A 16,962-nucleotide genomic window follows, 5' to 3' on the forward strand; every position below is an offset into this window, starting at 1 on the left:
CATTCAAACGAAAGAGAATTTCAAGATATTATCGATTATACCAATACAATTAGTGTTCCTTCATCTGTAAATGGTATGAATGTCAATGTTTATATCAACGATCAACTAACACAAACCCTTAACAATATTCAAAATAGTATTGCATTAAATAATAAATTAGTTTATGGACAAAAAGTATCATTGGAATTTTTTAAATTAACACCAAAAAATCAATTCTACGAATCAAGAAAATATAATGAATTCACAATTACCAAATATGTAACATGAGATAAAACGTTTGTAAACCATATTAATCAATTAATTGTCAAACTTCAAAATGTTAAAAAACTATATGATGCAGATAATGACATTTATAATGATATTAAAACGTTAATAGACAATGCTTTCATTACCCCTTTAACTGAACTATATGATAACAAAATCAAAAATGATACAACAATTCAAACCTTCAATGATTTACTAAATAAATCACAAATTTGAGAAAAATGATATGGTTCTCAAGGATTAGCAATAATTAATTCATATATGGAAAATTTATCAAAAATTGATAATATCTTCAATCAAAACAATCTTTTAAATTCAGAATTATTGGCAGCATACACTCAATTTAAAGAAACAATTAATAACAAAATTAAAGCTTTTAATAGCGAACTACCTAGTTTAACAAATGAAGCTTTTGAAGAAAAATATAGTGCAATAATTAATACATTAAATGATGTTGCAACAATTTATAATTTCATTAATTCAATTAATCCATATGTCAAACCAACTGAATCATTTGTAAATAGCGATTGAGAGATTTGAAACAATTACAACTGATTAATTGAACACGCAAAAAATGAAATTATAATTCAATGTTCAAAAAATATTGAAGTTATTAATAAGTTATTTAATTTTGAACTTCAAGATGTAATTAATAATTCATTAATTGAAAAACAAATTATATTCTTCACTGAACAATTGGGTCAATTTGATAACTTCAGCAGAGATCTAAATACTTTACATAAATCTTCTATCTATAACAACCAATGAAATACATTGCAAGCTGAAGTCGTGAAACAAATTAATAACATCAATTCATATAATTTAAAAAATATTAAGGAATCAATTAAAAAATACGAACTAATTGTTAACCAAACAAATCAAATACTTGCAAACAATTCTTTTGCAAATGACAATAGAAATTATGTTTCAAATGAATTAATTAATAAATATCAACAATTATTTGAAGAATTACAAAATGTTAGTCAATTAACTGATTATAACTATGATAATCATTTAGATTTAATAAATAACATCAAGAACCTTAAAACAGAAATTAGTTTAGAAAAACAAAGAACTATAATTAAAAGTCAAATCAGCAATTTAGATGTTCCTTTATTATTTATTAATCAATATAGAACTGATGTTGCGGAGATTAACGATATTGATGCATTAAATGCTAAATTTAATGCAATTCAAGAAGATGCAAAACTTCATCTAAACAGTAGTTATTTAAATGGCTTTAATAACTTATCAGATAATCAATACAATCATTATTTAAATCTAATTAAAGTTTCTACTACTGAATTAGAATTACAAAACAACGCGGAAGAAGTATCTAAATTATCAAGCGAAATTACTGTAAGCAATACTATAAATAATGAATACAATTCATTGAGACAAAGCGAAAAATTCTTAAAAATCAAACAAGAATATATCAATGATCTGGAAGAAATTATTTTAGATATTAATAGTTATAAAACTAAAGAAACCAATCACTCTGTTCTTAAAAAATATAATGATAAATTTAAAACTATTTTAGAAAATGCATTTAATGATTTAATTGTTGAAAAGACAGACCCAAACGAACCTCCTATGACTAATCCGCCTTCAACCAATGAAAATGAAGGGGAAAATTCAAACAATGGTGATTCAGAATCATCAAATTCTACAACAACACCTCCTGACACAACAGAATCTGGTTCAGAATCTAATGAGGCCAATACAGAAACAGAAAATGGAGAAACCAATATATCTCCAGAACCGGGTACTGATACTAGTTCAAACATCGACACTGAAGAAAAAGAAACAACAAGTAATGATGGTGCGACAACTGATTCAACAGAAACAGATTCACAACCCGATACAAATGAAGGGGAAGACAATTCTTCATCTTCTAGTTCAAATGATACTACCCAACCAGGGGAACCAAACACAGAAACAACAGAACCTTCTGATAACAAAAATTCAATTGAAGAAATTAAACAATTAAACAACGAATTAATTCAAAACATTGAAAAATACATCAGCGAAAACCTTGCTGAATTCCCTGGCTTAATCAATAAATTAAATGCTGCAATGGAAGAAAATAAAATTAAATTTAACAATGAAAATGCAACATTTGATGAATTAAAACTAGCATATGATAATTTATTATTATCATTAGAAGAAAGCAAAATTCAATACAATCAATTCAAAAACAACAATAGTGGTAATTCAATGACAACACATATTGTTTTATCAGTGGTTGTTCCTGTTATTGTCTTTGCTGTATTGTTAATTAGTTTAACTTTATATTTCAAAAACAAGAAAAAAATAAGGCTAAATAAACCTTATTTTTTATATTCTTGCAATCTGTTTAATGCATTGATATATATTTCCAGTGAATCTCTAATTTCTGTAAAAGAGAAAGCTTCATTAGGACCATGCATTAAATGCATCATTTTAGTTGAACCGAATGCGACACATTGATCTAACAATCTAGCATATGTTCCACCACCAATTGCAAGCGGTTCTTCATTTGCATTATGTTTTTCGTTGTATGTATCCATTAAAATTGACACCAATGGATCGTCTTTTGGAATATATTTAGCTGGTTTATAACCTAATAACTTAACTGAAATATTCTTATCTAAATTATTTAAATATGTCTCTAATAAATTACTTACTTCTTTTGAATGTGAAACAGGTACTCTTAAATCAAAACTTAAATCAAGGGTTTTATCTGTTGTTCTAATCATTCCTAAATTTGCAGATAAACTTCCTGAAAAATCAGTAAAGTTGGGAAAAACATTGTTCATTTCAAATGTTCCTTGGAATGTCTCTTGAATAAATTTTAAAACTGAACTATTTTTGCATTCTTCAATTAAAGCTAATGATTTCAATAATTTTAAAATGGCATTATCGCCTTTATGAGGTGTTGAACCATGTCCACCAATTCCTTTTACAATTACTTCATTTGTATTAATTGTTAAATCGCTGTCTTTAATATTAATTAATTTGTGATTTAGATTTTTAATTGATACTCTATCCGGAATTTGATTAATTACATCTCCACCATGAATATCTAGATTTGCAATTTTAGGAAAACTAATTTGTACATGGTAAACTAATTTTTCTGCATAAATCAATGGTCATTCACCGTCCGGTGTATAAGCAATATAAGGAGCTGGAAAATCTTGTAAATAGAATTTCATTGATTTCATAGTTGTTTCTTCGCTTAAGCCAAAAATTAATCTAATTGATCAATCTTTAGCTAATAAATTATTATCTTTAATATATTTCATTGCGTAAATATTGATAATTGCTGGACCTTTATCATCTAAAGAACCACGTCCAAAAATTTCATTTTCAGTAATTAAAGGTTTGAAGGCATCTGAAATTCATTGACTTTCATCACCTGATGGAACAACATCAAGGTGGGCCATAATTCCAATTTGTTTCTCGCCTTCACCAATTTCTACATAACCATAACGATTTTTTGGATCCTTATATGTTTTAAAACCAAAGGATTTACCTAAATTTAAAGCATAATTACATGCTTTATCAACTTCAATCCCAAAAGGATATTCTGACTCTAGATTTTCTTCTGAAACTGATTTAATAGCACAGATATTAGCAATATGTTGAACCATTTCTTTAAATTCAACATCGTTTTGTTGATAATGAATATATTTCTTCATTGTATACCTCTTTCTATGAATAAATTGTATCAATAATTAAAAAACTAGAACATAGTTCTAGCTTTTTACAACATTCAATGCAACACCACGGTTAGTAAATTGATAATTTGCGTTATTTCCAAAGATAACATCAACTAATTCAGGATAATCTGTAAATGGGTTTCTAACAACTTGTCTTGAAGCAACTCCATTGTTTCTATCTAAATCAAATTGATCAACTGGATCCATTCTGTGTCATGCTAACATAGTTTTTAGAAACGCAGGTGATATTGTATTTTTTGAATCAATAAAGAATCTTTGCGCTGATTCATTTGATCTTAAGTTTCTATCTCTGTATGTAAATGCTACATATAGAAATGCTCTCGCAACATCTCCTTTAAATTCATCAATAACTTCTGTTACTGGTTTTCCATCTTCAGCAGATGTTCCAACTTTTGTACCATTCAATGAAGTATATGTTGCTCTAGTAACAGTTCCAAATGGATAATTACTATGTCTTGCATTAACTACTTTATCAGTTGGTCATACGTGATGAGCATCGTTTCTCATTGGCGCTGCTTTACCGAATCATGATTGAGCAACTAAATGCTCTCTGTTCATTCCTTCACCTTCTCTTGAACCAACATCACGATATTTACCATGTCAGAATACAAATGGGTCATTACCTTTTGGGTTTTCACCATAAATATCCATTACACTTCCATCTTTTTCGTAATATTTATCTACAAAGGCATATTTGTATGTTTCAAATAAGTCGTTGTATCCTAAAACGTGTTCTCTATTTTTCTTTTGAATAGTGAATAAATTATTAATTAAAGCATCTCCGCTTAACCCATTTAATGATGAATAGTAATTATCAGATTCATTGTAAACTATTGAATTGTGTTTATTTAATGAACCATTGTCATTTGATGAATTATCCGGATTTGGAGTAGGTGTTGGAGTAGGAATTTCGGGTTCCGGTTCTGGTTGAGGCTGTGGTTCTGGAGTAACGTTTGGATTATCAATAATTGTAGGTAATTTGCCTAAATCTGAAGTTGATAAAGATTGAGAAGCAATTGCATCAACATTTCTTCCTTTAAATAAACCTACCTTATGTTTGAAAATAATATTTCCATTAACTATTTCAAAGCTTATTTTTTTATTAATATCGTTTCAAGAACCTTTTGAATAATAAGGTTGTTCTGCATTAGCTAATTCATAGTTTGTATTTGGAAAAATATCGTTAATTAATTCTAAAACAACTGAATATGTGCTCGAATCTCTTCAGTTGATTTTTGTTCCCGCTGGGTGAGAAACTATTTTTTTAGATCTATAGTCATATTCAAATTCATGTGAATTATTTACTGCATAGTAAAATAGTTTTTCACTTCCTGAAACCATTCTTAAATTGTTTCTCATTAACTTAACCATTTTTTCTAATTCAGCAATTTCTGGATTAGATGGTTCTGGAGTTGGAGTCGGAATTTCGGGTTCTGGTTCGGGTTTCGGGTTTGGGTTTGCCGGTTGCTCTGGGTTTGATGGATTTGGAGTTGTCTCCGGATTTACTGGTTGTTCAGGATCATTGTTTGAATTTGAATTTCCTTTTGATACAGCAAATTCAATAATTTTAAAATTTGTCTCTTTTAAAGAGGCTTTGTCTATGATTTTTACTTTTAAGATTATTTTGTTTGATTGTTTATTAACAATTTCTTTTACTACATTAAATTTTGAATTTGGAACAAATGTAGCAATGAAATCGTTTGATGATATTTCATCTATTGATTTTCCGTTCACTTCATCAGAAAGAGTGAAATTTGCCGCAAGCAATTGGTTTTTCATTTCTTCTTCTAATGTTTGACCACATGAAATCATAGAAATTGGAGCAAATAACATAGGTAATGTTATTAATCCGAAGATTAATTTATGATGCTTCATATATAAAAGTTCCTTTGTGTATGATTAATATAATTCTACTATTTTTAATTGCTTTATTATAAAAAACGAAATAACTCAAACGCTATTTCATTTCTTGTACAAAATCATCAGTAAAGTGAATAATTTCACGCAATTTATCAAAATAAATTTGGTATTTTTTATATTCACCTCTTAATAAAAATTTGCTATTCATTGATTTCATAAAATCAATTGCTAGATAGACGTCAAAATATTGATAATATTTCTTAACTTCTACAATCATTAATAAAATCAATAAATTCAATTTATGTGAATGAATTTCTAAATCAGGTCTTTTAAATGATTTTCTTTCAAAATTAATCATATATGCATAAAAAATATTTCTTGATTCAACATCCATTGGTTCAACTGTTTGTTTTAACTCATTTAATGTATTTAATTCATCTTCACTGAATTGTGTTCCTGCATCAATATTTTCGAGGTATTTATCAACGTCAATTGCATTCTTTCTAAAAATATTTTCTTTTTTAACAATAAACATTATTTTTACAACTATTAAGATAAATAAAAGTAATGAAATAACTCCAAAAACATAGCAAGTAATTACAGATGCGTTATTTATATAACCTAAAACTTGGTTAGCAGCTAATATTAAAATAACTCCAATTACTAAAAAAGCTGCAATAATTAAAATGATTAAGAAATCAAGGGGTGTAAATTTTGTTTTTCTTCTCTCTACATTATTTTCCATTTATTCTACCTTCAATTCAATTAAGTTAGGATTCTTTAGATAACCACGTCCTGCTTTAGCAACTTTTTTGCCATTAATCAATGTAGCATCAGCACTAAAATTAATATTAATATTTAACATAAAAGCACCAACTCCGTATGTATCAACTGGTGTTTTTTCTGCTTCAAATTCAGCAATACGAGCTGGATTAAAACCACTTGAAACAGTTATTTTTACATGCTCACCACCGTTTAAATCAAGTGCTTCACGTAAACGTTTTACTTGTGTTGGAGTAACACCGAATTCTGCTTCGCCTTCTGTAAACATTTTGTCAATCATTGCTTTTGATGTATCGATTCTGACACCTTTTAATTCCTTACCAAATTTCTTTAAACAAGCAAGAGAGTCAGAAATTACATCGTTGTGAAAATCAACTAATGCAACTAATGGATCTTCTGGGAATGTTTTGTGATATGCTTCACAAGCTTTAACTAAATCTCCTTCAAACATTTGAATTAATGCATGAGGCATTGAACCATATGTTCTTGAATGATCGTGATTAGATGATAATAATGTTGAATGATTTTTAATGCCACCGACTTCAATTGCGTAAGCATCACGTTCTTGATTAATGTAATGATCAGCACGATCTGTCATACTTACAACAGTTTTACCATTTGCGGCTTTTACTACATGATAAGCATTTGTAGCAATTGATGTCTGTCTAGCTAGAATTCCGTCAATAATTCCTTCTCAAATTCCAAATTCGTAATATGGACCTTCTAATTCAAGTGCTACTTCACGGTTATTAATAATTGAGCCTTCTGGTAGATATCTAATTGTATATTTAGTAATGTCAGTTTTTTCTTTTAATAATGTCAATACTTCATTCATACCGCACAATTTAACATCATTATGTCTTTGAAAGAATTGTAATGTGATAATGTCATCTTTATGATATTTTTTAGCAATTTTTTGTGTTTTATAAAAATATATAGAAATACGATCTTTTAAATTCATATTCATCTTCCTTTATGTTTAATATTTTACATTATTATGTAAAAAATTAAAAAGGGTATTAAAAAAGACAAACATTTCTGTTTATCTTTCATCTAAATTAATTGAAAAATTTTGGTTCAATTTTATTTTTAAAGAATTTAGTTCTTTGGAAGTAATGTACGAAGATTGCCTGTACGATAGTTCATATACCACTAATAATTCAATAAATTTGCAATCCTGCACTAAATATTACACCTATGAAAATAAATACAAGTGAAATAATATTATTTGTACGATTTGACTTCTTAACAGCGGCTTGTTCATAAGCATCAATTCTTAATGCTTTATTTTTCTTTCTGTTCAACAGTTTTGGAGTGTATTGAGCCAATGCTTGAATACCAACTGAAAAGATAATAATTGGTAAGTATATATATTCTTTGGCTATTAAACGTTGAATAGATGAAGCAGACATTTGAATTCCGTATCAAGAAGCATATTTAATTTCAGGCGAAGCTGAAATAATTCTAAATATAACAATCAAAATAGGTAAGGTAATCAACATTGTAATAATTTGTCCAAATGGTGATACCTTTTCTTTTTTATACAATTCAGAAATCTCTAACTGTTTTCTTTGTTGCATTTTCTTATCGTTTTTATATTCGGCATATTTAGCTTCAATTTTAGCTTTCTTTTGGTTCAATTCTTCTAGTTTTGATTGCATAAACAATGATTTAAATGAAATAAAGAATGTAATCAAACGAACTAGAATAACTGTTAAGATTAAAGCTAAAATTATTGATCAACCAGTTGTTCCTAAGCTATGGGTAATAGCTTGCATGAATTGATTAATTGGATAAACGAACATTCCATAGAATGGTCCTTGTGCTCAATAATCTCCATATGTAGCTAATGCTTTTTGCGGAATCATTTCGTTAGGGTTGATAATACCACGAAAACCATTATTTTCATTGTAATTTCCCAATGGAGAAACAGATGAAGGAACGTAGTATCTGTAATTTGATTCACTTGTTTTATTACCTAAAACGTAATTAAACATTGCCATATAACGTTCAAATGCTAAACGATATGCTAAAGCGAAGTTATTAAATTTTAAACCTTCTTCTTTAGTTAAACCTTTATCAGTTTCAGCAGTTTCAGAAACCTTATCTTTAAATGTTTCAAGATAAGCATTAACTTTTTCTAAAACAGTTTTTCCTTGTTGACCTTCAATAATTGATTTAATTTTCAATGTATCATTTTCAACTCACATTTTTAATGTTTCATTGATAACGATTTGAAGTGCATCTCTAACAAAAATATCTTCTGCAATTGCAGACACTGGAAGTGTTGGTAATATTTCTGAAATTGTGATTGCTTTCAATCTATTGTTTAAACTAATCGTTTCGTTGTTTTCCTTTGAAGTGAAGAATTCAACTTTGGTTGGTAATAGAATTCTTTCAAATGTTGTTAAAGGTGTATAGAATTCAGTTTTACCCGCACCTTTATCATCACCGAAATTAAAGTATGCATAATTTGTTCCGTCGTTATATACATAACTTGCATCGGTTGATGAAGAATGTTTAACGTTTACAAATTTGTCTTCGTTATCTTTATCAGGGGCAATCAATTGCAATGCAAATGTTGATCCATTGTAATTTAAATATTTTCCGCCTGTTTCTTGATCTTGTTTTTTAATTTTTTCGATTGTTTCAGGTGATTCAATCCCTAAAAACTTGTTGTATTTGATATTGTCATTGGTATTTCCATTAATAAAAGTATTTGTTGAATTGTCATATCTTAAAGTGTATACGTTAGGTGATACGTATTTTTCTGATGTATAAATTTCATACCCAGAACCTACTTTGTTACTTGTTTTAATTGCGAATGATTGGACACACCCTACCATTCCAACGGTAGCAAAAATAATGATTAAAACGATTTTAATTCATTTTCATACTTTCTTAAATACTGATCTCGGATCTGAAGGTGTTGCAACCTTATGGCTTTTGAAATCATTATAATGATGAGATTTTTTATTTTTTGCCATCTAATATCCTTTCGTATAGTTTTGTTATTTCAATACTTTTATTTTGAAAATCAAGCTCAAAAAATGTCTTTCTTGCAATGATTACTGTTTCATAGTTAATTTTATTGACGTCCATTGATCTTAAAATTGCTCTAATTTGATTTTTATAGTGATTTCTATATACTGCATTAGCAAATTGTTTAGGAATAGATATTCCAACTTTAAACATTTTTGAAGGTCTGTAATAGATTATCAAATGCTTTGAAACAATTTGTCGTTTTGTATTGATAATTTCTTGAAATTCTCAATTTTTCTTAATTGTATTTGCTTTTGTCATTTTCAATATATAAAATTTAAAATAAAATGTATCAAACAACTATTTTTCGTCTGATACTGTTAATCTTGCTCTACCTTTTGCACGTCTAGCTGCTAAAACTTTTCTTCCGTTTTTAGTAGCCATTCTTGCCATAAATCCGTGAACTTTAATGTGTTTACGTTTTTTAGGTTGATATGTTCTTTTCATTACTACTCCTATCTTTAAAAATTTTATTCAAACATTAATAAAATAACTTAAAGTATTTTACCAAAAAAATAGGTCCGTTATTCTATTTTTGTTATTTATTAATAAATAAAACAATTATTTTCAACTATTTATCTTTTATATATTTTTAATATTCAATAGTTATGAACAAAAAAATATTTATGTAATTACGAAGCATTTTTATTAACATATTCAAACAAAAACTATTGAAATAAAGCGATAATTTTAAAAAATAATTGTTAATAACTTTGTTAATAAAAAATAAAAGCCAAAATTTTATTAACAATATTAAATATAGTTTATATAAATAAATATAATTAAATTATGACTAATACAGAAATACAAATTTGAAACCTTTCTTTGCATAGAGAATTGAAAAATATTTTAGATGAACACACATATAATAGCTTGTTTAAAAACCTACAAATTGTGCACATTGACGAACCTAACGTTTATCTTTTAGCACAACCTAGTGAAATTAAATTAATTAAACTTCATTATCAAAGTAATTTACAAAAAATTGCACAAGAAATTTTTCCAAACAAAGTTGAATTTATTTTAATCAGCGATTTAAAACAGATTGAAAAAACTAATGTTGATAATTTAGTTTTAACAAATCCTGTTTTAAATTTAAACATCAAAAAGAATCTAACATTTGAAAATTATGCAAGCGGTAAATTTAATGAAATCGCTATCAAAGCTGCTTGATCAATTATTTTAAATGAGAAAATAACATTTTCGCCGCTATTTATTTATTCATCTAGCGGTTTAGGTAAAACTCATTTATTACATGCAATTGGTAATGAATTAATTAAAAAAGGTAAAACTTGTTTATATATCAATCCTGATGTTTTAACAAGAAGATTGGTTGAAGATTTAAAAGAAAAAAACCAACGAGGAATTAACAAAACAGTTGATGAATTAACCTCATACGATTGTTTAATGTTTGATGATGTTCAACAATATGGAAATAGAGAAAGTACATTAAATGTTTTATTCAATATCATTAACACAATGATTACAAACGATAAGCAAATTATTATTTGTGCCGATAAAAAACCTGAAGAATTAGGAGGATTCCAAGAAAGATTTATCAGTCGTTTTTCAGGTGGTTTAACAGTTCATATTGAATCATTAGATATCAACGATGTTATAGAAATCTTAAAATTTAAATTAAAAGAGAATGATATCAATCCTGAATTATGAGAAGATGAATCGCTTAAATTTATTGCTCGTAACTTCTCAAGTTCAATTAGAAGCATTGAAGGTGCAATTAATAGAGTTAAACTATTTAGCCAAAATGATGATTTCTTTACATACGATTTAACAACAATGAAAAACATTTTCAAAAATGTTAGTCAAGTTAAAGAACATATTACACCCGATCGCATTATTGAAGTTGTGGCTAAATACTACAAAATTGATAGAAAGAAAATTACTGCAAATACAAGAAAAGAAGAAGTGGTTATTGCTAGAAGAATTTCAATGTGATTAATCAAAAATAATTTTGATTTATCACTTCAAAACATTGGAAAAATGTTCGGTAATCAATCACATAGCACGGTAATTGTTTCACTAAATTGAATAGATGCAAATATGCAAACAAACCCAGCATTGAAATTAGCAATTGAAAAAATTAAAGAAAATATTAACAGAATATTATAGGAGGATATATGGAAATTAGAATTAATAAATTATTACTTGATAACGCAATTGAAAGAGTATCTAAAGCAGTTAGTCCAACTCCTTTCTTGCCAGCACAAAAAGGTATCTTAATTGAAGCAGAAGACAATATTATTACCTTTATTGGTACCAATGGAGAATTAAGTATTAAACATGTCATTGAAATTTCACAAGATGCTGTAATTGAAATGCCTGGAAAAGCTTTAATTGACTTAAACATTTTAAGAAACATTGTTAAAAAATTAGATGGTGATTTATCTATTCAAACTGATAATAAAACAATGACAATCTCAACAGCATACGACCGGTTTGTAATCAATTTATACAATCTATATGATTATCCAGAAACAGAATTTACCGTTTATGGTGACACATTAGAGATAAACTGAAACGAATTTAAACAAATGATTAGAAACGTTATTTTTGCAAGTACATCAAATGATACAAACACTGTTTTATCTTGTGTAAATATCTCTTCAACAAATAACGTGTTAAAATTAATTGCAACCGATCGTTACAGATTTGCACAAGAATTGAAAAACATTGAAAATACTAATGATTTTAACATTTCAATCAATGCAAAAAATCTAAAAGATTTAAGTGGTTTTGAATACGATGGGATTGTTAAATTCTACATTTCACGTCATAAATTTGCATTTGAAATTGATAACACATTGATTCAATCAACTGTATTAGATCAACCATATCAAGATGTATCTAAAGTCATTCCTACATCTTATGCCTATACACTTACTATTTCAAAAAGAGAATTAAACAACTTATTAAATAAAGCAAGCGTTATTGTTGCTGAAAGTTATAACAAAATCAAACTATATATCAAAGACAATCTATTAACAATTTCATCTACTAAAGAAGAAATTGCTAATGCTGAAATTACAACATCTAATTTCCACTATACAGATGTTGAGCTTAAATTAGCATTAAATTCAAAATTCTTAAAAGAAGCTGTTTCTGTATTTGATGACGAATTAACCTTAAATATAACAAAAGATAAATTAAGAATTGTAGTATTAAGCAATTCAAATCCAAACAGCTTGCAACTATTTACTTCACAAAAAGGATTTTAATTATGGAAGTTAAAATATTCGGAGAATACATAACAGTAACTCAATTTCTTAAAAAATTAGATTTAATCCCAACAGGTGGTAAATCAAAATTCTTTGTTATGAAACACAAAATTACAATTAACAATCGTGAAATTGATACCAGAAACAGCAAAATTAAAATTGGTGATACAGTATCAATTGATGACCAAATCTATAAAATTACATCATTATAATAATTAATACAAAAATTAAAAATTTTATTAATAATTGTTTAAAATATTAGTATTAAATTTTATGCAAAGGAGAGTAATATGCCAGGTAGAGATCAATTAACTGGTCAAAAACCATTAAGCGGAAACAAAAGATCACATGCTTTAAACACTACTAAAAGAACATTTGATCTAAACCTTCAAAAAGTTACTGTTTTACAATCAAACGGAACAAAGAAAACAGTGCGTGTTACCGCTAAAACTGCAAGAACCTTAAAAAAATACGGTTTAGTTGCTTAATTTATTTAAACAAAATAATAAAAATCTCAGGTGATCCTGAGATTTTTTTCTTTAATTCTTTTAATAACTATTACTAAAATTAGAATTAATATAAATAATGTTATTGAAGTGACGATTCATCAAGCGACATTTGATTTTGATGATTTAGTTTCAACAACAGTTAGTTTCTCCGCTGGTTTTTCTGTTTGTTTTCTAGTTCAAGAATTTCTTTTTCTAATTCCATAATTTTGTTTTCTAATTTACTTGAATTGTTATTTAATCTGAATTATTAGTTTCTAATCCACTGTTTTTAACAACAGATTCAGTTAATTCTTTTTTGTTATTTAAGAAATATTTAATTGCTTTTATAATATATGCTTCAGATGCATAAGTATTATCGGAACTTAGTGAACCATTTGTAGAATTTATATTGCGTCTTTCACTAACATTTTTGTTTGTAAATAAAAGTAATTGTAATAATCCCGAGATATTCATGCGAATAGCATCTGATGATCATCCTTGATTAAAATTTGATTCAATAAATGCTAATAATTGCATTTTATTTTCTTTTAAACTAGTAATGTATTCATCTACGATTTTGTTACAGAATCAATAAAAATAAAAAACAAGTAAATATTGGGAAAAAAATACAAAAAAGAAGAACTTTTACTAGATTTTTAGCGTAAAGTTACTTCTTTTCTTAATTTTTTATCTGTTTTTAATTATTTTTGAATTCCTAATTCAATCAATGTTTTAACCATCGCAAACATTGGTTTTTCATCAATATCATTAGTTCCAGCAATGTCTAGGTGAATGTATTCAACGTCGTTTGTAAATTCTTTTAAAAACATTGCCGCTGAACATGAACCAGCCATTCCTGATAGATCTGTGTTTTTCATATCGGCAACAACTGAATTTTTGATATTTAATTCATATTCTTCATCAAATGGCATTCTTCAAATTAATTCATGTTGAGTTTTTGCAGCTCTCGAAATTTCTTCTCAAGCTTGATCTGAAGTTGCTCAAACACCTGTATAGGTATCACCAAGCGCCATAACCATAGCTCCAGTTAGAGTTGCTACGTCAATTAATCTAGTAGCATTTAGTTTTGTAGCACCATAGTATAAACCATCAGCCATAACTAATCTTCCTTCAGCATCAGTGTTGTTAATTTCCACAGTTTTACCTGACATTGATGTTCATACAGAATCTGGTAATGAAGCATCTCCATTAATTCTGTTATCAGTAATACACATAATTGCTGAAATATTTTTCTTAGGTTTTAATTGAGCGATTGCTTTCATAGTTGCGGCAACGATTGCTGAACCTGACATGTCATATTTCATACCTAACATAAATTTAGAAGGTTTTAATGAATAACCACCTGAGTCAAAGGTAATACCTTTACCAATCATAACTGTTTTTTCGGTTGTTGTAGGATCACCATTATATTCAATAATTACAACACGAGGTTCATATACCGATCCTCTATTTACTGATAAAAGCAGACCCATATTTAATTTTTGAATATCTTTTTTCTTTAATACAGTTACTTTTAAGTTTGTATATTGTTTGAAATCTTTAGCAACAATATCAGCTAATTGTTCTGAGTTTAAATCGTTAGGTGCTGTCACTCCTAGATTTCTTGCAAAGTTTTGAGCATCAATTAAAATTAATGCTTTGTTGAATGCATCTTGAACTTCTTGACTTGGTTTTTCAATTAATAGTGATAATTGGTTTTTATTCACTTTCTTTGTGAATGTTTTTTTATTATATAAATTTGCGTTTGTAAAGTTAATGCCTTTAACAAAAGCGTCTAATGTTCCTTTAATACACATACAGCCAGGAACGAATGAAGCAACATCAATTTGATAATCTCTTGCAGCATTTTCTGCTAACGATTTAGCTAATTCGTAAATTGAATCTCAATCAACATCTTTCTTTTCGCCAAGATATACATAAGCAGTGTTTTCATCTAAATATTCAGTAATTGCATTAACTTTTTTAATTAGGTTTTGAGGCAATTTTTGATCTTTGTAAATTCCTTTTAATAAGGTTTTTTCTGATCTTGTAGTTTCTAGATATTTAATCAATTCCATAATTACTCCTTATTAAATTAATTCTCCAAATTCAACTAATGTTGATACTAATACACCATATCCCATGCCTTTACCGTCTGCGGTTCCTGCAATATCACAGTGAATATAATCTACATTGTTTGTAAATTCTTTTAAAAACATTGCTGCTGTATTACAATCTGATAATTCAGATGTTGAATAATTGTTTAAATCTGCAACTTTTGATGATTTATTTGGTTTATGGAATGCTTCATGCATTGGCATTCTTCATACTTTTTCGTGTGCAATTTTTGCTGATGATTCAAATTTTGTTCATTTTTCATCCGATGTAGCATAAATACCTGAATATGTTTTTCCTAATGCTCTTGTCATTGCGCCAGTTAAAGTTGCAACATCAACAATTGTTGTAGCTTTTAATTCAGTTGCTGCATAGTATAAACCATCTGCTAATACAAGTCTTCCTTCAGCATCTGTGTCAGTAATTTCAACAGATTTTCCTGACATTGAAATAATAACTGATTCAGGAACTGTTCCGTTTGCATCAACTTTGTTATCAGTTAATAACATCACTGCTGCAGCATTTTTTGCAACTTTTAATTCAGCAAGTGCTTTAACTGCGTATGCACAAATAACAGAACCAGACATATCAAATTTCATATCTTCCATGTGGTAACCTTTAGTGTTATATCCACCTGTATCAAAACAGATACCTTTACCTACATAAACTGTTTTTTCTTTTGAATCTGGATTTCCTTTATATTCAACAACTACCACTCTTGCTTCGTCAGCACTAGCTGCGTTTACTGCAAGAACTAAGTTCATGTTTAATTTTTGTAAATCTTTTTTCTTTAATACAGTTACTTTTAAATCTGGGTTTTTGCTAAATTCTGCTTCAATTTCTTCAGCAATTTTTGTTGAAGTTGCAATATTAGGAGGTGTAATTTGTCAATTTCTTGCACCATTGATTGCAGTCGCAATCACATTTAATCTTTCAATTAAAGTTGAAATTTTTGTTTTAACTTTAATTGATTCAGCAGATGATATTAATAAAGATAACTCAATTTTTTCTTCATCCTTGTCTATTTTTTTAGTTGCATGATATAGTTTTGCTTCGTGATAAGCGATTCTTAAAACGAATGCACGAACAACATCTTCTAATGTTAAGAAATCATTAACAAAAGAATCTAAATCAATTTGATAATTTCTTCTTTTAGCTAAAACAATTGAATCTACAACTTTTAGAAAACTTGTATATGTTTTAACTTCTTTTGAAATAAAAATATATGCTTCATTTGATTTGAATAATTCAGTTATGTAATTTGATCTTTCTCCAATTTCAACTGGATGTTGACTACCTTCATAAACTGCTTTTAATACCATTTCATTGTTACGTTTAGTTTGGTAAGTAATCATTTCTATCCTTTCATATTTTCAATAAATACTATTAAAAATAGTATATGTAAATTATATATTAATTTTATTATTATAATTGTTATATATCTAAGGAGCT

Annotated in this window: 15 protein-coding genes; 5 read left to right on the forward strand and 10 right to left on the reverse strand. The window is 27.5% G+C overall.

Translation table 4 applies throughout. The annotated features are described in order from the left end of the window. Nucleotides 1-2,594 precede the first annotated feature (2,594 nt). The 7 genes from EXC28_RS02440 to rpmH form a co-directional block, all read right to left on the reverse strand. Nucleotides 2,595-3,944: a Sapep family Mn(2+)-dependent dipeptidase gene (locus tag EXC28_RS02440; protein ID WP_084271865.1), complete on the reverse strand. Its 1,350-nt coding sequence runs from the start codon at nucleotides 3,942-3,944 to the stop codon at nucleotides 2,595-2,597. Nucleotides 3,945-4,001: 57 nt separating this feature from the next. Then, a complete protein-coding gene (locus tag EXC28_RS05890) occupies nucleotides 4,002-5,861 on the reverse strand; it encodes an endonuclease (RefSeq protein ID WP_051622550.1) in 1,860 nt (619 codons plus the stop codon). 82 nt (nucleotides 5,862-5,943) lie between these two features. Continuing rightward, nucleotides 5,944-6,591, reverse strand: a complete 648-nt coding sequence (locus EXC28_RS02450) for a hypothetical protein (RefSeq protein WP_029330050.1) — start codon at nucleotides 6,589-6,591, stop codon at nucleotides 5,944-5,946. Beyond that, nucleotides 6,592-7,590, reverse strand: a complete 999-nt coding sequence (locus tag EXC28_RS02455) for a nicotinate phosphoribosyltransferase (RefSeq protein ID WP_029330048.1) — start codon at nucleotides 7,588-7,590, stop codon at nucleotides 6,592-6,594. A gap of 97 nt (nucleotides 7,591-7,687) precedes the next feature. Further along, complete coding sequence (gene yidC, locus EXC28_RS02460) at nucleotides 7,688-9,616, reverse strand: membrane protein insertase YidC (protein WP_029330046.1); 1,929 nt, start codon at nucleotides 9,614-9,616, stop codon at nucleotides 7,688-7,690. Beyond that, nucleotides 9,603-9,932, reverse strand: coding sequence for a ribonuclease P protein component (gene rnpA / locus EXC28_RS02465; RefSeq protein ID WP_029330045.1), 330 nt, complete (start codon nucleotides 9,930-9,932; stop codon nucleotides 9,603-9,605). The genes yidC and rnpA overlap by 14 nt, the downstream gene beginning before the upstream one ends. A 39-nt stretch (nucleotides 9,933-9,971) precedes the next feature. Next, entirely contained in the window at nucleotides 9,972-10,118 is a 147-nt protein-coding gene (gene rpmH / locus EXC28_RS02470; protein ID WP_029330043.1) for a 50S ribosomal protein L34, read from the reverse strand. A 342-nt stretch (nucleotides 10,119-10,460) separates the two neighbouring features. Between rpmH and dnaA the strand changes: the two genes are divergently transcribed. The 5 genes from dnaA to EXC28_RS05900 all read left to right on the forward strand — a co-directional run bounded on the left by dnaA (nucleotide 10,461) and on the right by EXC28_RS05900 (nucleotide 13,620). Continuing rightward, nucleotides 10,461-11,801, forward strand: a complete 1,341-nt coding sequence (gene dnaA / locus EXC28_RS02475; RefSeq protein ID WP_029330041.1) for a chromosomal replication initiator protein DnaA — start codon at nucleotides 10,461-10,463, stop codon at nucleotides 11,799-11,801. Between the two features lie 8 nt (nucleotides 11,802-11,809). Beyond that, nucleotides 11,810-12,907, forward strand: coding sequence for a DNA polymerase III subunit beta (gene dnaN / locus EXC28_RS05895; protein ID WP_029330038.1), 1,098 nt, complete (start codon nucleotides 11,810-11,812; stop codon nucleotides 12,905-12,907). 2 nt (nucleotides 12,908-12,909) lie between these two features. Further along, complete coding sequence (locus EXC28_RS02485) at nucleotides 12,910-13,119, forward strand: RNA-binding S4 domain-containing protein (RefSeq protein ID WP_029330036.1); 210 nt, start codon at nucleotides 12,910-12,912, stop codon at nucleotides 13,117-13,119. A 78-nt stretch (nucleotides 13,120-13,197) separates the two neighbouring features. Beyond that, nucleotides 13,198-13,395 carry a 50S ribosomal protein L28 gene (gene rpmB, locus EXC28_RS02490; RefSeq protein WP_029330034.1) on the forward strand — a complete coding sequence of 66 codons (198 nt, stop codon included), beginning with the start codon at nucleotides 13,198-13,200 and terminating at the stop codon, nucleotides 13,393-13,395. 30 nt (nucleotides 13,396-13,425) lie between these two features. Further along, complete coding sequence (locus EXC28_RS05900) at nucleotides 13,426-13,620, forward strand: hypothetical protein (protein ID WP_129695090.1); 195 nt, start codon at nucleotides 13,426-13,428, stop codon at nucleotides 13,618-13,620. A 30-nt stretch (nucleotides 13,621-13,650) separates the two neighbouring features. Here EXC28_RS05900 and EXC28_RS02500 read toward each other — a convergent pair whose 3' ends face one another. From EXC28_RS02500 to EXC28_RS02510, 3 genes are all read right to left on the reverse strand, one after another. After that, nucleotides 13,651-13,932 (reverse strand): lysozyme family protein, encoded by a 282-nt coding sequence (locus EXC28_RS02500; protein ID WP_029330032.1) that lies wholly within the window; start codon nucleotides 13,930-13,932, stop codon nucleotides 13,651-13,653. Between the two features lie 164 nt (nucleotides 13,933-14,096). Continuing rightward, complete coding sequence (locus tag EXC28_RS02505) at nucleotides 14,097-15,473, reverse strand: M17 family metallopeptidase (RefSeq protein WP_029330029.1); 1,377 nt, start codon at nucleotides 15,471-15,473, stop codon at nucleotides 14,097-14,099. Between the two features lie 12 nt (nucleotides 15,474-15,485). After that, nucleotides 15,486-16,865, reverse strand: coding sequence for a M17 family metallopeptidase (locus EXC28_RS02510; RefSeq protein WP_029330027.1), 1,380 nt, complete (start codon nucleotides 16,863-16,865; stop codon nucleotides 15,486-15,488). Between the last annotated feature and the right edge of the window lie 97 nt (nucleotides 16,866-16,962).

Source organism: Metamycoplasma cloacale (assembly GCF_900660735.1).
In the GTDB taxonomy this organism is placed as follows: domain Bacteria; phylum Bacillota_I; class Bacilli_A; order Mycoplasmatales; family Metamycoplasmataceae; genus Metamycoplasma; species Metamycoplasma cloacale.